General features: G+C 59.8%; 16 protein-coding genes. 6 read left to right on the top strand and 10 right to left on the bottom strand.

What is annotated here, in order from left to right; all coding sequences use genetic code 11:
• Entirely contained in the window at window positions 1-504 is a 504-nt protein-coding gene (ruvC, locus tag ACUZ79_RS04760; RefSeq protein ID WP_240823848.1) for a crossover junction endodeoxyribonuclease RuvC, read from the top strand.
• A 75-nt stretch (window positions 505-579) separates the two neighbouring features.
• Here ruvC and ACUZ79_RS04755 read toward each other — a convergent pair whose 3' ends face one another.
• A complete protein-coding gene (locus ACUZ79_RS04755; protein ID WP_449250858.1) occupies window positions 580-1,179 on the bottom strand; it encodes a flavodoxin family protein in 600 nt (199 codons plus the stop codon).
• A 134-nt stretch (window positions 1,180-1,313) separates the two neighbouring features.
• Between ACUZ79_RS04755 and ACUZ79_RS04750 the strand changes: the two genes are divergently transcribed.
• The gene (locus tag ACUZ79_RS04750) at window positions 1,314-1,709 is read left to right on the top strand and encodes a winged helix-turn-helix transcriptional regulator (protein ID WP_449250857.1); all 396 of its coding nucleotides are present in this window, start codon (window positions 1,314-1,316) and stop codon (window positions 1,707-1,709) included.
• Between the two features lie 73 nt (window positions 1,710-1,782).
• Here the strand turns inward: ACUZ79_RS04750 and ACUZ79_RS04745 are convergent, their stop codons facing one another.
• Entirely contained in the window at window positions 1,783-2,379 is a 597-nt protein-coding gene (locus tag ACUZ79_RS04745; RefSeq protein WP_449250856.1) for a peptidylprolyl isomerase, read from the bottom strand.
• Window positions 2,380-2,727: 348 nt separating this feature from the next.
• Here ACUZ79_RS04745 and ACUZ79_RS04740 point away from each other — a divergent pair, with 348 nt between their 5' ends.
• The 3 genes from ACUZ79_RS04740 to murJ all read left to right on the top strand — a co-directional run bounded on the left by ACUZ79_RS04740 (window position 2,728) and on the right by murJ (window position 7,664).
• Complete coding sequence (locus tag ACUZ79_RS04740) at window positions 2,728-3,432, top strand: Bax inhibitor-1/YccA family protein (RefSeq protein ID WP_240823845.1); 705 nt, start codon at window positions 2,728-2,730, stop codon at window positions 3,430-3,432.
• 90 nt (window positions 3,433-3,522) lie between these two features.
• Window positions 3,523-6,048: a ribonuclease R gene (rnr, locus tag ACUZ79_RS04735; protein ID WP_449250855.1), complete on the top strand. Its 2,526-nt coding sequence runs from the start codon at window positions 3,523-3,525 to the stop codon at window positions 6,046-6,048.
• Window positions 6,048-7,664, top strand: a complete 1,617-nt coding sequence (murJ, locus tag ACUZ79_RS04730; RefSeq protein ID WP_449250854.1) for a murein biosynthesis integral membrane protein MurJ — start codon at window positions 6,048-6,050, stop codon at window positions 7,662-7,664. Before rnr ends, murJ begins: the two co-directional genes overlap by 1 nt.
• A 158-nt stretch (window positions 7,665-7,822) precedes the next feature.
• On the opposite strand, the gene ACUZ79_RS04725 is transcribed toward murJ, so the two are convergent.
• The 5 genes from ACUZ79_RS04725 to ACUZ79_RS04705 form a co-directional block, all read right to left on the bottom strand.
• Window positions 7,823-8,620, bottom strand: coding sequence for a hypothetical protein (locus ACUZ79_RS04725; protein WP_449250853.1), 798 nt, complete (start codon window positions 8,618-8,620; stop codon window positions 7,823-7,825).
• Between the two features lie 49 nt (window positions 8,621-8,669).
• Window positions 8,670-9,176, bottom strand: a complete 507-nt coding sequence (locus ACUZ79_RS04720; RefSeq protein WP_240823841.1) for a metal-dependent hydrolase — start codon at window positions 9,174-9,176, stop codon at window positions 8,670-8,672.
• Between the two features lie 202 nt (window positions 9,177-9,378).
• The gene (locus ACUZ79_RS04715; protein ID WP_449250852.1) at window positions 9,379-11,664 is read right to left on the bottom strand and encodes a vitamin B12-dependent ribonucleotide reductase; all 2,286 of its coding nucleotides are present in this window, start codon (window positions 11,662-11,664) and stop codon (window positions 9,379-9,381) included.
• A 518-nt stretch (window positions 11,665-12,182) separates the two neighbouring features.
• The gene (locus tag ACUZ79_RS04710) at window positions 12,183-14,648 is read right to left on the bottom strand and encodes a small ribosomal subunit Rsm22 family protein (RefSeq protein WP_449250851.1); all 2,466 of its coding nucleotides are present in this window, start codon (window positions 14,646-14,648) and stop codon (window positions 12,183-12,185) included.
• Window positions 14,649-16,472 carry an ASKHA domain-containing protein gene (locus tag ACUZ79_RS04705; protein ID WP_449250850.1) on the bottom strand — a complete coding sequence of 608 codons (1,824 nt, stop codon included), beginning with the start codon at window positions 16,470-16,472 and terminating at the stop codon, window positions 14,649-14,651. It lies immediately after the preceding gene.
• Between the two features lie 187 nt (window positions 16,473-16,659).
• Here ACUZ79_RS04705 and fliM point away from each other — a divergent pair, with 187 nt between their 5' ends.
• Window positions 16,660-17,640, top strand: coding sequence for a flagellar motor switch protein FliM (fliM, locus tag ACUZ79_RS04700; protein ID WP_022657872.1), 981 nt, complete (start codon window positions 16,660-16,662; stop codon window positions 17,638-17,640).
• Between the two features lie 192 nt (window positions 17,641-17,832).
• Here fliM and gmhB read toward each other — a convergent pair whose 3' ends face one another.
• The 3 genes from gmhB to ACUZ79_RS04685 all read right to left on the bottom strand — a co-directional run bounded on the left by gmhB (window position 17,833) and on the right by ACUZ79_RS04685 (window position 20,432).
• Entirely contained in the window at window positions 17,833-18,525 is a 693-nt protein-coding gene (gmhB, locus tag ACUZ79_RS04695) for a D-glycero-beta-D-manno-heptose 1,7-bisphosphate 7-phosphatase (protein WP_449250849.1), read from the bottom strand.
• A gap of 210 nt (window positions 18,526-18,735) precedes the next feature.
• Window positions 18,736-19,137, bottom strand: coding sequence for a MucR family transcriptional regulator (locus tag ACUZ79_RS04690; protein WP_240823836.1), 402 nt, complete (start codon window positions 19,135-19,137; stop codon window positions 18,736-18,738).
• A gap of 59 nt (window positions 19,138-19,196) precedes the next feature.
• Window positions 19,197-20,432 carry an ISL3 family transposase gene (locus tag ACUZ79_RS04685; protein WP_096152604.1) on the bottom strand — a complete coding sequence of 412 codons (1,236 nt, stop codon included), beginning with the start codon at window positions 20,430-20,432 and terminating at the stop codon, window positions 19,197-19,199.
• Window positions 20,433-21,025 lie beyond the last annotated feature (593 nt).

Here is a 21,025-nt window from a genome sequence, read left to right as displayed (position 1 = left end):
ATGCAGTCTGTAACAGTCATCGGCATCGACCCCGGCTCCCAGCGCACGGGCTGGGGCGTGGTGCGCGAGGTTTCGGGCGTGCTGCAACTGGTGGACTGCGGCGTTGTTCGCACGGCCTCGGCAGGAAAGGAATTTTCTGACCGCCTCGCCCGCATCTACCATGAGCTTTCGGGAATTTTGGCCCGCCTCAAGCCGGAAGAAGCCGCCATCGAGCAGGTCTTTACCGCCAAGAACGCGGCTTCGGCCCTCAAGCTTGGGCAGGCGCGGGGCGTTGCCGTGGCCGCCTGCGCGGCGCACGGCCTCACCATCAGCGATTACGAACCGACCCTTGTCAAAAAATCCCTTGTGGGAACGGGCCGGGCAGAGAAGGAGCAGGTGGCCTTTATGGTGCAGCGCCTGCTCAACGTCAAAAACGCCAACTGGGCGCTGGATACCTCCGACGCGCTGGCTGTGGCCGTATGCCACCTCACCGTGCGCCGCTTTGCCGCCCTGGCGGGCAAATAGAGACTGCCAAAATCGTATTTCAACATTTTTCTCTGCCCGCCTGATTTCCTCTCGCCCATGCGCTGGGCCTGCCGTCTACGCAGCGGGGTATTCCGCCATATGCGGGATTACTGCCTTGCCCAGCCAGTCAATGGCCCGGCCCAGATGCCGCATATTTTCAATGGCAAAGGCATCCTTTGCCGCATCCCCCTCCGCATGGCCGAAGCCCATGTTCCAGTAGGTTGAACCGGGAACCAGCATCTTGGACATCAAAAACATATGGTTGATGCTGTCATAGGCGTGGGTTGCTCCGGCACGACCGGCAGCTACAACAGCCGCGCCAATCTTGCCCTGAAAGAGCCCGCCGTTCACATAGGCCACGTAGCCTGCCCGGTCTACCAGCGCTTTCAGCTCCGCCGACATGTCCGTGAAATAACAGGGCGTACCCAGGATCATGGCGTCCGCTGCCTGCATTTTTTGCAGCAGCTCGTTGAGCATATCATTGTCAAAAACACAGCGTCCGTTTCTCAGCTCCGCGCATTTGCCGCAGCCACGACAGCCCTGAATCTTCTTGCCGCCCAACTGCACACTTTCCACGTCCCAGCCAGCCTCGCGCAGAGGCGCAAGCGCTTCATGCAGCAAAAGAGCCGTATTGCCGTTTTTTCTGGGGCTTCCGTTTATGGCCAGTACCTTCATGATGCTTCTCCTGAATGCCAGATTTTCACCTATACTATGCCTAATCTGCAAAAGTTGAAGTACTGACAAAAAATTCATATAATGACGTCAATAACAGGTACTAACAAATAGTATAGCTTTGAACAGGAAAGCGTATGGACACTCCCGACTCTTGCCCACCCGTACAGGGCAATTACCGTTGCCATTTTGAACTGACCTTGCAGCTCATTGGCGGCAAGTGGAAATTACTGGTTATTTATTTTCTTTCATTGCAGGAAGTTATCCGTTTCAGCCAGTTGCGGCGATCCCTGCCGGAAATCAGCGAGCGGATGCTGGTACGCCAGTTGCGCGAACTGGAAGAAGACGGCCTTGTGCACCGCAAGGTCTACGGCACGGTGCCGCCGCGTGTGGATTATTCGCTTACGCCGTTGGGCTTGTCGCTTGTGCCCATTATGGAATCGCTCAAGACCTGGGGCAACATGTATGAAAAAAGCCGCAGCCCGGCTGAACCAGACCACGGCGATGCCAAGAGTGCTGACGCTGATATATAAAAAACGGAGGGCTCAACGAACCCTCCGTCTGCACACGGGCGGCAGCGCCGCCGCATGATCATTCTTTTATGCTTTATTCCACGATCACGGCCTTCTTGATAATCACGCTTTCCATGGGCACGTCGTCGTAGTAGCCCTTTTTGCCGGTCTGCACGGCGGCGATCTTGTCCACCACTTCCTGGCCCTTGATGACCTTGCCAAACACGGCATAGCCCCAGCCCTGCGGCGTCTGGCTCTTGAAGTCGAGGAAGTCGTTATCCTTGGTATTGATAAAGAATTGCGAAGACGCCGAATGCGGCTCGCTGGTGCGGGCCATGGCGATGGTGTACTTTTTGTTCTTGAGGCCGTTGTCCGCTTCATTGCGGATGGAGGCGCGGGCAGATTTCTGCTTCAGGTCGGGGGTAAAGCCGCCACCCTGGATCATGAAGTTTTTGATAACGCGATGAAACACCGTGCCGTCATAAAAACCGGATTTGACGTACTGCACAAAGTTGGCCGTGCTGATGGGCGCTTTGCGGGCATCAAGGCGTACAACAATGTCGCCGAGGCTGGTTTCAAGCTTCACAGCCGGATCAGGATCGGCAGCCTGGGCCTGCCCTGCCAGAGCGAGCATGCCACCGAGGCAAAGAGTCAGCATAACTACACGAAAAAAAACACGAATTGATTTCATGGATTACTCCTCGCAATATGATGTGCCGGGTCAGCCCCGGCAGGCCGCAAGGTAGCACGCTGCTGTACACGCAGCAAGGGCGACTGACCAGGCGACAGCAGACCGGACTACATCAGACCGGAATGCGCGGGGCCAGACTACACCGGGCGCACGGCAACCGCCCCCTTGTCAGCACCACATGGCACAGCCCCAACGCCGAACTTTCCCCTTCCGGCCCTTGCTAAATGCCGCTGGCGTTATTATACTTGCAGGCAGAAGACAAACTTCAAGCCCGCCCGACGGCACTGCGGCACGGAGCCGTAGCCGCCGAACGGACTGAGCGCCTTCAACTGCTTTTCGGAGGATATAATGTCATACAGCCGCAGTGTTGCTCAAAGCTCCGCTACCAGCGTTGCTTCCCTTTACATGCGTCAGGTTTATCAGTGGATGACAGCCGGTCTGGCGGTGACCACTGTCGTGGCCTACGCCGTTGCCAGTTCGCCTGCCGTGCAGGCGGCCATCTTTGGCAACACCATAGTGCTTATTCTCATGCTGGTGGCCCAGTTCGGTCTTGTCATCGCCCTTTCGGCGGCGGTTCACAAAATGTCCGGCGGCACGGCCACGGGTCTGTTTCTGCTGTATTCCGCCGTTACGGGCGCGACGCTTTCGTCCATCTTTGTGGTGTACCCCATTGCGTCCATCGCCAACGCGTTTCTGGTAACCACCGGCACCTTCCTTGCCATGTCGGTCTACGGCACTGTCACCAAGCGCGACCTTACGTCCATGGGCAGCTTTTTGTTCATGGGCCTCATAGGCATTATCATTGCCTCGCTGGTGAACATCTTCCTCAAGAGCAGCATGATGGACTTCATCATCAGCTGCGTTGGCGTACTTATCTTCACGGGCCTGACCGCCTATGACACGCAGAAGCTGCGCCAGTTCGGCGAAAACGCCCCCATGGAAGACGGTACCGCCGTGCGCCGTGGCGCCATCCTTGGCGCGCTGACGCTCTACCTCGACTTCATCAACCTTTTCCTCATGATGCTGCGCCTGTTCGGCGGCAACCGCGAGTGATGCGGCACTGCGCCAACGCAGCCTGAAATTTGAGCGATCGGGGGCGAAAGGCCAGGCCTTTTGCCCCCTTCTTTCGCACTACGGAACCCTATGAAAAAGAAAAAATCCCAACGCGGAGCGCCCGGCGCTTCCGCCCATACCCCTGGCTTTCCCTCCCGCGAGGAACTGCTGGAGGCCTTTTCCGCCCAGTCGCGCCCCCTGCGCGTGGACGGCCTTTTGCGTGTGCTGGGCCTCGCCCGCCGCGCCAAGGGCGACCTTGAAGCCGCACTGACAACGCTGGCCGAGCAGGGCCGCCTGTTGCGCTTGCGCGGCGGCCTGTGGGCGCGCCCCGAAGCCCTCAAGCATATTACAGGCCGTTTCAGTTCGCTGCGCGACGGTGGGGGCTTTGTTACGCCCATGCGTCCGGTTGCCGAGGGAGAAAACAACCGAGACAGCCATCTGGAATTTACCGGCGCGCGCGATGTATATATCCCCGCTGCCCTGACCGGCGAAGCCTGGCATCAGGATATCGTGCGCGTGGCGCTCTCCCCCGGTGCATCGCGCGGTCCATCCCCCGAAGGGCGCATCACTGAGGTTGTGGAGCGCGGCCTCAAGGAAATCCCCGCCCATGCCGCCCACCGCACAGGGCATACACTTTTCTGCCGCCCGGCGGACGCGCGCCTCTCCGTCAATTTCAGCGTGGAGCTGGCTGCTGGCGAAACGCCTCCCGAGCCTGGCACGCTGGTATTGCTGGCCCCGGTGCAGCGCCTAGCCTCCGACCTGTGGACAGCCCGCATTGTGGGCGACTACGGACGCGAGGACGATGTGGCCGTACAGGAGGAACTGGTCAAGCTCAACCACGAAGTTCCACGCGACTTTCCTGCCGGGGTGCTGGCTGAAGTCCAGCACCTGCCCAGCGGCCCCACGCCTGAAGACATGCACGACCGCGAAGACCTGCGCGGCCTGCCGCTTGTGACCATTGACGGCGCGGATGCCCGTGATTTTGACGACGCCGTGGAAGTTGAAGACCGCCCCGGCGGCGGCTGGCTGCTGCGCGTGGCCATTGCCGATGTGAGCCACTATGTGCGCCCGCGCGGCAACGGCAGCACGGGGGCGCTGGATGCCGAGGCGCTCGCGCGCGGCAACTCATGGTATTTCCCCAAATCCGTGGAACCCATGCTGCCGGAGGCCCTTTCCAACGGACTGTGCAGCCTGCGCCCGGACGAAGACCGCCTCGCCATGCTGGCGGAAATTCCATTTTCCGCACAAGGCAAACCCGGCAAACCGCGCTTTGCGCAGGTTGTCATGCGCTCTGCGGCGCGGCTGACCTATGACCAGGTCAAGGCCTGCATGCTTGACAACGATGCTGCAGCCCTTGCCGCCCTGCGCGAAAACCCGCGCGGCGAAGAAGTCATCACCATGTTGCAGAGGGCCTTTGCCCTGTACGCGGCCCTGCGCGATGCCCGCCGCCAGCGTGGCAGCCTTGATTTTGATCTGCCCGAGGCAGACAGCCGCCTGGACGAAGCCGGGCGCGTGGTCTGGATGGGGCACCGCCAGCGGCACGATGCACACCGCCTCATTGAGGAATTCATGATCGCGGCTAACGAAGCCGTGGCGCGCCACCTGCGCGATGTGGGCATGCCCTTTCTCTACCGCGTGCATCCCCTGCCCGATCCGGAACGGCTGGAAAGCCTTTTTGACACCCTCGCAGGCGTAGGTATGGAAGACCTGCCCCCCCGCCCGGACGCAGCAGCCATGCAGGGCATTCTTGCCCGCGTGCAGGGTACGGATCAGGAATTTCTGGTCAACCGCCTCTGCCTGAGGGCCATGCCACAGGCGCGCTATCAGCCTTTCAACGAGGGGCATTTTGGCCTTGCCTCTCAGGCATACTGCCACTTTACCTCGCCCATCCGCCGCTATGCGGATCTGCTGACCCACCGGGCGCTCAAAACTGCGCTGGGCATCGGCGTGGGCGCGCTGCCCGCTGGGCAGAAGCTGCTGCGCATCAGCGACCAGATCAACAGGCGTGAACGCGCGGCCATGGCTTGCGAACGTGAAATGGATCGCCGCCTGGGTTGCCTTGCCCTGCTGCCCCGCGTGGGCGAACACTTCAAGGGCATGGTGGCAGGGGTCACGGACTTTGGCATTTTTGTGGAACTGGCCGACATGCCTGTGGAAGGTATGATCCGCATTGATGACCTCGGCGATGACTGGTACGACTTTGATCCCCGCACCATGAGCCTTGTGGGCCAGCGCTCCGGCGTCATGTGGCGCATGGGCCAGAGCCTTGAGGTCGCGCTGGCGGAAGTGAATCTGGGACGGCTTGAAATCCGCCTCATGCCGCTGGAACTGCCCAAGGCCGCGCAGGGCAACTGGCGCGGCAGGGGCAAAACATCCCGCAAGCCCGCTCACAAGGGCGGCGCAAAACCGGGGAGTGCAAGCCGCCCCGGCGGTTCGCGTTCTGGCTGGAAGATCACCTCGCCCGGTGACGAATCCAGCAAGGGCGGGGGCAAGGGACACCGCAACTCGGGCGGGCCAAAGCGTGGGCGCAAGGCTGGAGGCCAGGGCAAAGGCGGCAGCGGCTCGGGCGCGCGTGGGCGCACCACAGGCAACAACAGCAAAAAACGGGGCCGCTGATGGCCTTGCTTTCCGCACAGCAGCGTATGGGCGCAGCCGCGCTCATACTGGCGGCCAGCACTGTTCTTTCGCGCCTTATGGGTCTTGCGCGCGACAAGATCATTTCGTGGCAGTTCGGCGCAGGCGGCGAATCCGATATGTATTTTGCCGCCTTTGTGGTGCCGGACATCATCAATTATCTGCTGGCTGGCGGCTTTATGTCCATCACAATCATCCCCCTGCTGACCCGCAGGTTTCAGGAGGATGAGGCGGATGCATGGCGCTTTTTTTCCTGCGTTTTCTGTTGGATGGCGACTGCCTCCACCCTTCTGACCCTTGGCGGCATGGCCCTTGCGCCCTGGCTGGCGCAGGCGGTGGCCCCCGGCTTTACGCCGGAGCAGTGGGCGCGGCTGGCCTTTTTTATGCGCATCATTCTGCCCGCCCAGATATTCTTTCTATGTGGGGCATGCGTCACGGCCCTGCTGTTCATGCGGCGTCAGTTCCGCGTGCCAGCGCTGGCCCCGCTGATCTATAACGGGGCCATCATTGCCGTGGGCCTGCTGTTGCCCTGGCTGGCAACCACGCAGACTGTGCAGGCCGCTCTGCCAGCAGGCCTGCTGGCCCACATGGACGGCATGACCGGCTATTGCGTGGGCGTGACCCTTGGCGCGGCCCTTGGCACCTTTGTACTGCCTCTGCGGGTGGCGTCCCAGCAGGGCCTGCGCCTGCACATGGAATGGCGGCACCCACTCATGGGCAAATTTCTGCTCACGGCCCTGCCCCTCATGCTGGGGCAGACCATCATGATGCTGGACGAACAGTTTTTGCGGGTCTTTGGCAGTCTGGCGGGCGATGGCGCTGTGAGCCTGCTCAACTACGCACGGCGTATCACTCAGGTTCCTGTGGGGTTGGTAGGTCAGGCCGCAGCGGTGGCATCCTATCCCTTTTTGGTGGCGCTGCTGGCGCAGGGCGACACCGAGCGCTTCAACACCACCCTGCGCACGGCCCTTCGGGCCAGCGTTGCCCTTATCATTCCTTGCGCGTTCTGCATGGCGGCCACAAGCTGGCCAATCCTTGGCGTTATTTTTCAGGGCGGACGCTTCAGCCTCGCAGACACGCTGGCTACCCTGCCGCTCACGCGCATCATGCTGGCCGCCACGCCCTTCTGGATTATCTACATGGTGCTGGTGCGAGCCTACTACGCCCACGGCGACACCATCACCCCGGCTGTGACCGGCAGCATCATGACGGCGCTGTGCATACCCATGTATTACTGGTGGGCTGTTCCCAACGGGGCGTGGGCTATCGCGGCCCTTTCGGGCCTGAGCGTGAGCCTCTACGTGCTCTGGCTGGTAGGCATATGGATTCGCCGCCACGGCAGCGGGGCCTTTACTGGCCTGACAGGGCTGGCAGCGCGGGTAATTTTTTGCAGTCTGCCCGCCACGGCTGCGGGCTGGTGGGTCTCTGAGGTCTGCATGCGCTCGTTTACGCTGCCCCCCATACTCAAGGCCTGCGTGGTGCTGATGCTGGGCAGTTGCGCCTTTGCGGCCCTGTTTCTGCCCCTTGCATGGCAGACCGCGCCCGAAGCTCTGGAACCCGTACTGCAAAGGCTGCGGCGCAGACGCGGCACAGCCTGATTCTGCGGGATAAACCAAGCTTGAAATGTTCGGGGGAGAGCCATCACCCCCTAAACGTTTACTGGCTGCGCAAGCATTCTCGCGCAACTGACCTAGGCCAGAGTACGGTATCCTCAGCCACAGTAAAAGTTTCTTCCATTATCAGACTGCCCTCAGGCCTATGACCCTGCCGCTGTACCAGCGGCATGCCTTTGCTGCAACCTTTGCTCCAGCAGGGAAACCGACGCGCTCGCCAGCAGTGCCGCAACGGGCGCAAGGACGTAGCACAGCCACAGGGGCAGATGCTCAACCCCTGTCATCACCACCACCGCAAAGGCAATACAGCCAAACCACCCAGCCATGATGCCACGAAAAATACTTACCACGGCCCCAACCCCCAGCATAGCATGGGCAAAGGGCACGATGGAACAGATCATGACGGGGAAAAACATAAGTACGCCGCTCCAGCCAGGGCCAAGCCAGTGGGCGGCTTCCGTTACGGCAAAAACCAGCCCCGCCCCGCAGGCCATCTGCACGGGAATCCGCACATAGGCCGTCATGGCGTGGCCGGGCCTGCACGCCACCGCGACCTTCGGCAGACAGGCAAGTACCAGCAAGGGAGAGAGCAGAGAGAGCGCCACTGCCCAGAAATGCGTAAACGGCAGGTGCAGCACAACCCATCCCCCGCCGAAGAATCCGCACAGGGCTGCGGGCAGGCATACAAACCAGGGCATGCCCCAGACAGCCAGACGGGGATAGATGAGCGCGGTTGTCGTGCAGGCCAGCACTCCAAGCAGGGTATTGAATGATGCTGCTGCGGAAAAGGCCGCGCCCTGCTCCAGCGTGAGGAAAAAGGAAAGCGGGCCGGAGATGAGCGGCAAGCCAGCAATGACGCCGCCCACAAATGAACCCCAGCGGCGGGCCACCAGCAGGCACATGAGGATAAGCAGTGGTGTGAGAAAAATTTTGACCAGCATCTATGCCGCCCTGTGAATGCAAAGAGTCAGCGCCGTGGGAGCCGCCGGATCAGAACCAGCTTCCGTGCCCCAGTTTGCGGGTCAGGCGCAGCAGGTCTTCATGAAAGAACAGCCACGTTGCGCCCGCCACGCAGGCCAGAAAACAGTATTCACCAAGGCTGCCTGTGGAGCACAGCTTGAGCGACAGCTTGTTCTGGCGCGAAAAAGGCGTCAGCGGCACCCCTGAGGGGGTCAGCATATCCAGCAGCACATGGCTCAGCCCGCCAAAACCCAGGCCGAGCAGGGCATCTCTGCCCAAAGAACCAAGGCTGGCAGGCGACAGGGCAAAAGCCGCCACGCAAACCGCCATCCACCAGCCGAACCAGTGCGTTGTGCCCCGGTGGATGGCGTTGAATACTTTTTGTCGGCCCCTGCGGGTGGGGGCGAGGCCAGCAATGCGCTGATCCAGCACATCGGGCAGCACCGCGCCCGCGCAAGCCGCCGCCACGCCCTCCCAGGGAAGATGCAGCGCCAGCGCCGCCGCCACAGCCGTGGCCTGATGCGTAATCCATTTCATGGTGTAAACCGCTTATGAAATAACAGTGCGGGGAAGCGCCTCTTGTACAAAAGAGCGCCCTCCCCCGCAAGGATATTACTGATCTGTTTGCTGACCGCCCCGAGCCGCCGGGCGCAGTGGACGCGGATTTTTATGAAACCGCTCCGCCCCGCCTTGACCAGGAGACCCTGCAAAACATCTTGCCGTCAGTCAGTTCCAATCATTACCCGCAACGCGAAAAACCGCAGCCGGGGCAGATGAGGCAGCCTTCCTGAAATACCAGCGCTTCGCCGCATTCAGGGCAGTTCTGGGCTTGCAGGTCGTTGACGTCGCCGATGTGTTCGTCCTTGAGATAGCGCTTTTCCAGCACCCAGGCGATGGCATCGGGGATGGAAAGCAGCAGCCCCTTGCCCCGAAATACGGGGTGCTCGCCGCCGATACCCTTGATCTGGGCCACAACATCGCGCACGTGCACGCCGGAGCGCAAGGCCAGGGACACCAAACGGCCAATGGCCTCGGCCTTGGCCGTGATGGAGCGGCCAGATTTGCCGATTGTGGCAAAAACCTCAAAGGGCTGGCCGTCAACCTCATTGACGGTGAGGTACATCACGCCAAGCCCGGTGGGCACCTTCTGCGTGAAGCCCCACACAATGTCGGGCCGCTTGCGCACGCCAGCCCCGACCTGAACAGCTGACGGGCCAGACTGGGCAGCCTCGGCACCGCTTTCGCCGTCCATTTTCTTTTGCCCTTCGCCCGTGGCCAGCACCTGAATACTTTTGCAGCCGTCACGGTAGACAGTCACGCCCTTGCAGCCTTCCTGATAGGCCAGCCAGTAAATATCAAAAATATCCTGTTCCGTTGCGCTGTTGGTCAGGTTCACGGTTTTGGACACGGCATTATCGGTATGGCGCTGAAAGGCCGCCTGCATGCGCAAATGCCACACAGGGGCTATATCCATAGCCGTAACAAAGACCTTGCGCAGCTTGGCGGGCAGGTAGTCCATTTCCTGAATGGAACCCTTGGCAACCACCGCATCCATAAGCTCGTGGCTGAACAGCCCGGCATCGGCAAGGGCCGCCTCAAAGTGAGGGTTCACTTCCACAAGACGCTCGCCGTCAAGGATGTTGCGGGTAAAGCACAGGGCAAACAGAGGCTCCACGCCGGAGGAGCAGCCAGCGATGATGGAAAGCGTCCCCGTGGGCGCAATGGTGGTTACCGTGGCGTTGCGGTAGGGGCCAAGCTTCTTTTTGGCATACACGGACGTAGCGTAGGCAGGGAAGGCCCCGCGTTCCACAGCCAGCTGGGCCGAGGCCTTGTGCCCCTCCTCCTGAATAAAGGCCATGATGCGCTCGCCAAGTTCAAGGCCCTGCTGCGAATCATAGGCCATTTCAAGCTGATAGAGCAGGTCGGCAAAGCCCATGACGCCAAGGCCGATCTTGCGGTTCCTGCGCACGGTTTCGGTGATGCTGTCCAGCGGGAAGCGTGAGGCATCAATGACATTGTCGAGAAAGCGCACAGACAGATGCACCACGCGCTTAAGCTCGGCCCAGTCAATGCAATCGCGGGCAGGGTCAGCCGCATCGTTGTGACCGGGAATGTAAAAGCACGAAAGGTTGATGGAACCCAGATTGCAAGCTTCGTAGGGCAGCAGAGGCTGCTCGCCGCAGGGGTTGGTAGATTCTATCTCGCCCTGGTCGGGTGTGGGATTGTCCCGGTTGATGCGGTCAAGGAACACAATACCCGGATCGCCCGACTGCCAGGCCTTTTTGACCAGCAGCTCAAAAATCTCCCGCGCGCGCAGGCGGTTGATAACTTCGCCGGAATTGGGGGCCACAAGGTCGTAATGCTCGTCGTTTTCCACGGCGCGCATGAATACTTCTGTCAGGCCCACGGAAAGGTTGAAGTTATTGAATTCGCCCTCTTTTTCCTTGGCGCGGATAAATTCAAGAATGTCGGGGTGATCAACACGCAGAATGCCCATATTGGCCCCGCGCCGAGTGCCGCCCTGCTTCACCTGTTCTGTGGCAGTGTTGAAGATGCGCAGAAAGGACACCGGGCCGGAGGCAACGCCCCCGGTGGAGCCTACGCGGCTATCCTTGGGGCGCAGGCGCGAAAAAGAAAATCCCGTGCCGCCGCCAGACTTGTGGATCATGGCCGCGTATTTGACCGCATCAAAAATTTCTTCAATGGAGTCGCCCACCGGCAGCACAAAACAGGCCGAAAGCTGCCCCAGGTCAGTACCCGCATTCATGAGCGTGGGAGAATTGGGCAAAAATTTCCAGCTGGTCATGAGGTCATAAAAATCGCGCGCCAGCACGTCGTCCTTGCAGGTGGACTGGCTGTACTTGGCTTCTTCGGCGGCAATGGAGGATGCCACACGCCAGAAAAGGTCACGCGGGGTTTCTACCTGCTTGCCAGTCAGATCCTTGCGCAGATAGCGCTTTTGCAGAACAACTTCCGTGTTGGGCTTCAACTGTGGCTGCGGCAAATTCTTGGGCATTGTGAGCATGAAAAAACAGCCTCTTATTTAAGGTATGCAGCCGTCAGGGCGGCTCCGAAGTTTCCAGATAACTAACCGCAAAACAGAAGCCGCAGCATGGCGGCTCAGATACGGCGTTTTATGATTAAGAGTTGAGTATACACGGAACGGATGTAAATAAAAGCCCCCGGAAAGCCGCTTATCCCCATTAACACATTAAATTATTTGTATAAATTAATAATAAAAATAACCAATAGCAACAAAAAACTTTAGACGCATACACCCGCTCACCCGTTTTCTAGCCAGTGGCGCGGATATGCGGGGCAAGTTTTTTTAAGCAAAATATTGTGCGGGTAACCCAGCCGGAGGAGGTGGAAAAGGCCCAGAGCCTCAAGGGGAACCTACGAACAGTTCGGGCCAAAAATTTCGCGAAGGGTGTAGAGATAGTGGGTCATGCACAGAGGGGGGGGTAAAAGCCCCCCCTGAATTTTACAACTAAAAAAAGTGGTGCGGCACAGACAAAAACATCTGTGCCGAAGCCATATACCCTAGGGTTTGTTGCGACGCGGGCCTGAAGGCTTGCCTGCACGATTGTTGCCAGGTCGCTTGCCGCCCGAACGGTTGTCCGAAGAGCCTCCACGGTCCTTTCTGTCCTGCCCGCCCGGTCTTTCCTGACGGTTATTGCGATCTTGGCGCCTCTGCTGATTGGGCCGATCAGGCCTGTCCGAGCGCTCAGAGCGATCTGAACGATTTGAACGGTCTGGCTGACCCTGCCGATCCTGACGGCCTTTCCAGTCCGGACGGTCGTCCCGACCACGGCGGTCATCCCTGCCTGAACGGTCATCGCGGCGCGGCCTGTCGTCACGACCTGACCGGTCATCACGCTGAGGGCGGTCATTGCCCTGAGGCCGGGGCGGACGTCCGCCCTGCCCCCTGCGGTCGTCCCCCTGATTGCGGTCGCCCTGCGGAGCGCGGGGCGGACGGTCTGGATAGCCCTTTCCTGCGGGTCTGCCACCATCGCGGGTGCCATCACGGCTTCCATCCCTGCCGTCTTCCCTATTGTCCCTGCGGTATGGCGCGGGCCTGCGACCGTTTTCATCATCACCGGGGCGGCGTTCAGACCGGGGGGCTCCGCCCTGCTGCGCCGGGGGGCTCACCTGCAAGGCGCCACTTTTACGGTCGCGTGGTGCGCCAGCAGCAATGGAAACAGTCAGTTCATCACCAGAGGCCAGAGATTCGGCATTTTCCAGCAGCAGTATCCCCTTGCCAGAGCAGGCGTAGCGTGCCCTGCCCGCCAGACCCGGCACCATAAAGGGGGCAGAAAGCACCCTGGCGGCCAGAGAACCGGACATTTGCGCTTCTGCCTCGGGCATGGCGGCAAGCAACAGGGGGGAGAGGCTCAGGCCGCTTTTGCCAAGGCCCGAAGCCTGCGACAGGTCTTCAAGCCACAGCGGCGCGCCTTCGCTGCCAAAGGTAAAGTGGCACCATGTGCGCCCGCCCTGACCACGCAGCAGCGGGCAATCAGCCTGATGCGTACAGGGCGCAAGGGCAGTCAGCCCGCCGTCAACAGCAAGCTGGCGCAAGCGCATGATGGTGGAGCCGCCAAGGCGTGTGCCGGGTTCCACAAGCAGCAGGGAAGGCCCAACAGGGGCAGGGCCGCGCGAATCCGCATGGTCAAAGAGCGGCGACAGGGATTCAAGGAAGCTGTCGAGCCTATCCTCGCGGCAGCCTTCGGGCTTTTCGCCATCGGCCTCGCCCGCAGCGGGATTGCCGTCAATATCCATGCCCTCGGCATCCAGCGAATCAAATTCGTCCTCGTCTTCTATGGCGCTTGCGCCGCGTGAACGCTTTTTGCCAAAACGCAGTTCGTTGAGCACGTTGGCGGCGCTGACCAGCCACGGGCGGGCACGCCCGCCAGAAAGCAACGGGGTGGCCTGCCGCACGACCTGATCAAGAGGTGCGCGGGCCACGCGCACAGGCCATACGGGCTGGCCCGTCAGCTCGCCCAGAACTTCCATAAGGGTTTTGCCCAGTTCAAGCGGCTGCGACGAGGTATCCAGAGCCAGCACCCGCACAGGGGCGCTGCGCCATTCAGGCCTTGCCAGCCAGAGGGCCAGGGGCAGAGTCAGAGGGCCTGAGCCCACATCCACCAGCAGAGCCTCGCCACCCTCCGGAGCCACTGTGCGGGGGTCGGCCAGGGGCAGACTTGCCAGCAGACGCGTAAGGCGCACGAGATTCCAGGGCAGAAAATAATACAGATAGGCGCTGATGGAGGCCGGGGAACTCCAGTACGGACGCGCCAACCCGGCACGTTCTGTGGTCAGAAGGCGCGAGAGTTGGGCCACGTCGTCGGGCAACGAGCGCTTGTGCCCCGCATTGAGCGGCCACACCTTGGTCAGGGCTTCGGGCAGCATATCCAGAATACGCTGGGTTTCAGCCGAAAGCGGCGGAAACAGCGCCCTGGCGGCAGGCCATGCCCCCAATTCAAAAGAACGCGCTACAGGGCGCTGATTCTGGCGCTCGAAGTTGCGCTGCCCGGAAGGAGCAACGTCCCTGTCGCCCTCGCGCTTTTCAGGCCGGAATGCAGGTCTGCCGTAGCGGTCCCTGGGTGCATTGGGCGAACGTCCGTCCTGACGGCGATCGTCACGGCGATCTGCGGGGCGGTCAGTCGGACGCCGGTCATCACGGCGATTGTCGCGGGGGTCTTCTCTCCGCCCATCACGCCGTGCATCCTGCCCTCTGGAGGGGCGGCTGCCAGGCCGACTATTGGGACGACTGCCCGGCCTGTCGTCACGGCGGTCAGAAGCACGCCCGTCCCGGCGGTTATCACGGCGGTCGTCCTGACGGCCAGAGTTACGGTCATCGCGTCCGGCAAATCTGCCGTCCGCGCCATCGCGCCGCACGGGCCTGTCGCCAGCTCTGCGCGGTGTCTGGCGGCGAGGCTGACTGTTGCCCTCGCCGGAACGGCGGCTACGCCGATCGGAATCGTTAAAAGAATCGTCTTTCGCGGACATTTATACTCCAAAGCGCATACGGCGCAGATAATCGGTGTGAAAATTCGGTTCGTCTACAAGGGGAAGCACCACGGCCTCGCTGCACAAGCGGGCCAAAGGCGGAATTTTATTGTTGTGCAGCGCAAGCAGCGCGGCTCCGTCCAGCGCAGTATTGCCCACAGCGCGGATGCGCGGGGCAAGAGCAGCGGGAACAAAGCCCAGTGTTTCAAGGTCGTCCGGCCTGACATATTCGCCCAGCGTACCAGCCAGACACAATGCCGCGACCTTGCCGGCAGGAATATCCGCCGCCCGCAGCAACGCATCCAGCGCCAGCGCAAAGGCGGCCTTGACCTGCAGCAGGGCCTCCACATCAGCGGCGGCAAGCCACAGGCCATGCGGCAGGCGCAGGCGCGCGCCTGACTTGGCTAGGCCGGATTCCGTAGGAACTTCTGCCGCATTGGGCTGCTCCAGCCCGGCAGACAGCTTGCGCGCCAGCGGCATGACCGGATTTGCCACAAACTGTCCGTCATTGCGCAGGACACCCGCGCGCAGCAGCAAGGCCAGCAGGGACAAGTATCCTGTGGCGCTTATGCCGCACGCAACAGCTCCCGCAGAAGCAACTCCAGCGCCAGCCGCAGAACCTGCTGCAAGCCCCGCAGGGTTCTGCCCCGCGTTAACGCTCTGGCAGGCAGGGCACGGGCAAGCAGCGCCCGGAGCAACATAATGACGCGCCGCATCTGCGGTATCTTCTGCATCCGTGGACGCGCCTTCATAAAACTGCGCGGCAAGCCCCATGGGAGTGAGCGTAAAGCCCGTTACCACACCGGGGCCAGCAAGTTGGCCGCATTCAGGCCCAATACCTTCCAGAGCCGGGCCAAGGGGTACGCTGGTCAGCCACAACTGTCCAGTCTCGGTTACCAGGGCAAGTTCGCCGTTGGTGCCAAGATCTGCCAGCACAAAGGGCCGGGGAACGTCCGCCTCCAGCAGGGCGGCCAGCCCCGCGCTCACGTCGCCGCCCACAAAGGGCGCGGGCAGGGGCGGGACATAGAGAGGTGGAAAATCCGGCAGCGCAAGTGTTTCATCGCCGCTGTGCGTCAGCCTGTACGGCGCTGCGCACAGGCCCTCCACATCGCGATCAAGAAAAATATCGGTCATGGCAGTGTTGGCAGCCAGACACAACCGCACTACCCGCCCCGCGCCCGACTGCGCCAGCGAATCCATGATGTCCAGCAGTTGCCGCCGGGCAAGCCCGGCCAGCACAGCGCGCCCTTCTGGCGCGCGCGCCACGGCAAGGCGCGACATGACATCCGCCCCGGCTCCAGCCTGAGAATTGAGCGCGCGGCCCTCAGCCACTGCCCGGCCCTTCATATCAAGCGCCCGCCAGCAGAGGGATGTGGTGCCAAGATCAACAGCCAGCGCCAAATCCGGCGGCGTTATGCCGTGGCCGGGCAAATGCCCTGTCGCTTGCGCTCCCGTAGGCAGAACAAGATTCTCCGGCGGCAACTCAAGATCAAGCGCGGCAGCGCCCCCCGCCGCAGCCATTTCTGGGTCGGGCACCTGACGGCGGCAGGCCAGACGCCAGCCAGCCTCCAGTAGCGGGGCGGAAAAAACGTCCTGCTCCGCAGGCAGGCATGGCGGCGCATGGCGCACAAAACGCACGCGGCAGCGCCCGCAACGCCCAAGCCCGCCGCACAGGGGCAAGGGGCGCACCTGCCCAGAAAGCCAGATGGCCTGCGAAAGGCTTTGCCCCGGCCTTGCGGCAATGGTTACAACTGGCGCGGCTGGAGCAACGCCGTCCCTGTCTGCAAAGGCATGGTCACTGGCCGAAAAAAGACGTACAAACATCCTTTGAGATTGCCTGACAGGCCCTGGAAAGGCAAGCATGGCGCACTCCCTGCCGTGCGGCGGCTGATCTGGCAAAAGGTGCTGTACTGCTTGTCAAACTGGCCTTTATCTTGCATATTCCAACTGCGTGGTCGTGTGCGGAAAAACACGCCGCAACACACATTTTCACGACTGTTCCGAGGCTGGTATGAATAAAGTTCTGGCGCAAGACGAAGTTGATGCCCTGCTGCGCGGGCTTTCCGGCGGGGAAATCGAAAACGAAACGGAAACGCAGGAAGACGATTCCGGTATTGTGTCCTTTGACCTTGCCAATCAGGATCGTATCATCCGTGGGCGCATGCCCGTACTTGAAATCGTTAATGACCGCTTTTCACGGCTTTGCACCAACGCCCTTTCCAACTCTGTGCGCAAGCGCGTGGAGCTGAACCCCATATCCATTGATATGACCAAGTTCGGCGAGTTTATGCGCTCGCTGCCGGTACCCACCTCCATCAATATTTTCAAAATGGATCCCCTGCGCGGCAATGCCATCATGGTTGTTGATTCGCGTCTGGTATTTGCCCTGGTGGAAAACGTGTTTGGCGGCGCCGGCTCCCAGCCCAAGGTTGAGGGCCGCGAATTCACGCGCATTGAACAGGCCGTGGTGGACAAGATTGTCAAAATCGCGCTGGAAAACATGGAAGAATCCTGGCGGCCAGTGCATGACGTAAAGCTTGAGCTTGTGCGCAGCGAAATCAATCCGCAGTTCGCCGCCATTGTGCCCCCCAGCGATGTTGTGGTGGTCATCACCTTTGAAGTCGAGCTGGATACGGCGCTCGGCTCCATGATCATCTGCCTGCCCTACGCCACCATTGAACCCATTCGTTCCAAACTGCATGCAAGCTTTCAGACCGAACGCCTCGAAGTTGACCACGCATGGGTGGCGCGCCTTAAAGAGCGCCTGCTGGAAACTCCGGTGGAGATGAAGGTGCATTTTGGCCGCACCACCATCACGGGCAACCAGTTGCTGCGCATGCAGGTGGGCGACATTATCGTGCTGGATACCGATCACGAAGACATGCTCAACTGCACGGTCGCCGGAGTGACCAAGTATCAGGGCCTGCCCGGCACCATCAAGGCCATGAAGGCCTTTCAGATTATCAAGGAAAACGAGCCGCAATACACCTGATGCGATCAGCCGCACGGCAAAGGCGGGCGCACGGCTGCCTGTCACACTGACGCCGCTCCCCCCACGCATTAAAATTTCACGCAAAGCCCCCTGCCTGAAGGACCTGCACCTAACGCAGATTCTGTCAGACGGGGGGCTTGGGCATCTACAGGCACGGCAGGGCAAAATTTCAGACCTGCCTGCACATAAAAATTATCCTTTGCCAGCCCCGCCCTCACAGCCAGAACCGCAACTGCTGCCGAGGAGACCTGAGCCATCGGAACCCAGATTTCCTCCACAATGCGCGCCACAGCCGCCAGGCAGACGGGAGAGCCTGTGCGCCCGCATTTCAGGTGCCAAAATATGCACCCCGGCGGCGGGCAGATGCGGCACAACCTTGACGCCTTCCGGCACGGGAACGTTATCTTCGTACGCGCCCACCGGGGGGCGCAATAGCACGCAGCTGCACCCAGCGGCCAGCCCGGCCTGCATATCGCGCACACGGTCGCCAATCATCCAGGAGCGCGCAAGATCAATATTCAGATCGGCAGCGGCTTGCAGGATGAGGCCCGGCTCTGGCTTGCGGCAGTTGCAAGGGCCAGTAACCTCCGGCAGATGGGGGCAATAGTACCAAGCGTCGATAACGGCGTTGTGCGCCGCCAGATCTTCACTAACCCATGCTTCCAGAGCGTGCAGATCGTCCTCGCTGAACATGCCGCGCGCCAGCCCCGACTGGTTGCTCACTACCACAAGCAGATACCCTACGGCATGAAAGCGCCTGAGGGTTTCAACCACGCCAGGCAGCCACTGCCAGTCTTCTTTGCGGTGAATATAGCCAGTATCGTGGTTCAGGGTGCCGTCGCGATCCAGAAAAATGGCACGACGCGGCGCTTCTGCAGTGCTCATGAAAGCCCTTGCCCTTTCCGGGGTTACCCGGCAGTTTGGTATGATGCAATCCTTGGTAATTTTACGCCAAACCCAAAAAAATTGCAAAAAATGCCTGCAAAAACCAAGCGACGCCCCAAACAGAAGCGACCCACAAGTGGGCCGCTTCTTTCCCCTGCCCTGCAAGGCGGGGAATGCAAAAACAAGACTGCTGACAGACAGACCGCAGAATTACTTCTTGGCGGTCATCCTCCGTTCCCACAGCTTCATGTCGTTCATTTTCTTGCGGCGCTCGCGTTGCAAGGCCTTGCAGGCAAGAGGAGTACCCTTTTTAAAGCCCCACTTTTCAAGATATTCCTCTGTGGAGAGGCCGTGTGTAGCCAGGTGACGTTTAGTCAAAATCTTGAAGCTCTTACCACACTCAAGGCATGTGACGCTCTTTTCCTTGATCGACTTTCTGGCTTCAAGAACAGCCCCATCAAAGTCGGGCTCGCAAGTGGCTTCGCCCATGGCAACAGCCCTGATACTGCCAGCAACCTTTTGGACAAAGGCCGTAATTTCTTCCGCGCTCATAACCCTGACGCCAGCCTGAGCCTTGGAAATTTCCAAAGCACCCTTCAAAAAATCGTCCATCTTCACTCCGCGATATATTAAGTTAAAGGTTCTTCCGGGTTTTCCGTGGGTAACCCCTGTCAGGAACTGGCCGGGTAGAGGTTTAGACCGCCACAGAAGAAGTAGATGGCTGTCTTGAAATGCTCCCGGTTCCTATAACCGCAAGCCTTCCTCTTGATGGCCATGATCTTGCTGTTGAGGCCCTCGGCCACGCCGTTGGTGATCCTGTGGCGGCAGAAGGTCAGGATGTTCTCAAGATGTCTCTGAATCAGTCCGCCCACTTTGCGCATTGGGGCAAGATCTGACCTGTTCACCCAGACCAGCCATCGCTTCACAAAACGTCTGGCCCATCCCGTGCTCAGGTACTTCCAGACGTCGTTCAGGCTTTCCTTCATGGCCCAGGCCTTGGCCACCTTGAGGTTCGCTGTCTTCAAGGCCTCCAGGGCTGGCCGGTGTTTGTCCGGCAGATTCTCCTCCCGGTATAGCCAGAGGAATTTCGTGCCCTTGAGTCGATGGTCATCCTGACTTGTGAGTTCGCGGTGCTCTTGCTTGCGTACCCGGTCCACAGCCTCGCCTACGTGTTTCATGACGTGGAACCGATCGTGAACGATTTTCCCCGCCGCGTCCGGCACATGTTTGAGCGTAGCTTTAAAATAGGGCTCCCACATGTCCATGGCCACGGCCTTGATCCGCTCCAACTGCGCCTTGGTGAACTGAAGGTAGTACCCCTCAAGGCTTTCGGCCTTACGCTCGTCGGCCACATACTCCACCGTGCTGCCGATCAGATCACAAACCACGGTCACATAGTCGTGCCCCTTGCGGAATGCCTTCTCGTCAACGCCAAGATACCGCGAGGGATTCGATTGCTTGCGCTCCCGGCCCCGGCGCACCGCCCTTTCCATGACACCCCATGCTTCGTCCCAGGTGATGCGCAGGATGCGCCGCGCTCCTGTTACGGTGGCGCACTCGGTCAGCACGTCGATGATCAATCGCTCCATCAATATGGTGAAACGTGCCTTGGACTCGGCCCAAGGCACGTTGACCTGAAGGACGCCATGCTCGGGGCAGTCCACTCGGGGAATCCGAGCATGCAGGAACGTCTTGAACTGGCACGTGTCCAGATGGCGCCAGACACGAGGCTCGGCATGGTCGCGGCAAGCCAGCTCTCGACCACAAGTAGGGCAAAACCAGCGAACACCAGGACCATGCTCCACGCGGATGTCTACCCGACCTTCCGCCGTGTCCAGTTCAACAGCCTCAACAAACCAGGGCTCGGTCAGCCCGAGAATCCGAAAATATAGGTCCGTATCCTTCATTGGTGCCCTCCGGGAAGGACATTAGCAGATCAGCTACCCACGGAAAACCCGGAAGAGCCAAGTTAAAAAACTTTTGAACTATAAAGATTCAGCACCAACACTATTTCGATAAAGCAATTTGTGTCAACCCAATAAACGAAAAATGGCACCACAATCAAACCGGGGCGCTTGAAGCGTAAGGAGGGCAATATAAATAGCGTCTAGAGAATATGCCCATCCATATTTAGGGGTGCGCCCGAGCTTCAACCACCATTTATCGCACATTACTACTGTAAAAATAAAAAATAGCCCCAAATGGCTGCCATAACACAAATAAACTCCCATTTTTTTACAATCCATGACAAGCAAAGAAATGAATAAATTAAACAAAACTACATTAATGTACATAGATATAATATATAAACTAAAAATCACACCAAAAATCAGCCAGTTAAAAGCATGGTGCTCCCAATTGATATAATTCAATTTAATTTTTTTTAATAAAATAATTATCGTAAATAAATATAAAACAATTCAAAACAAAAATGTAACATGCAAAAATCGTATTTAATTATCCATTTTATTCACAAACTGGCAAACATCAAAGCCTTTAG

This window comes from Desulfovibrio faecalis (assembly GCF_053570625.1).
Note: the sequence above shows the minus strand (reverse complement) of the source record. Positions and strands in the feature narration are given on the sequence as shown.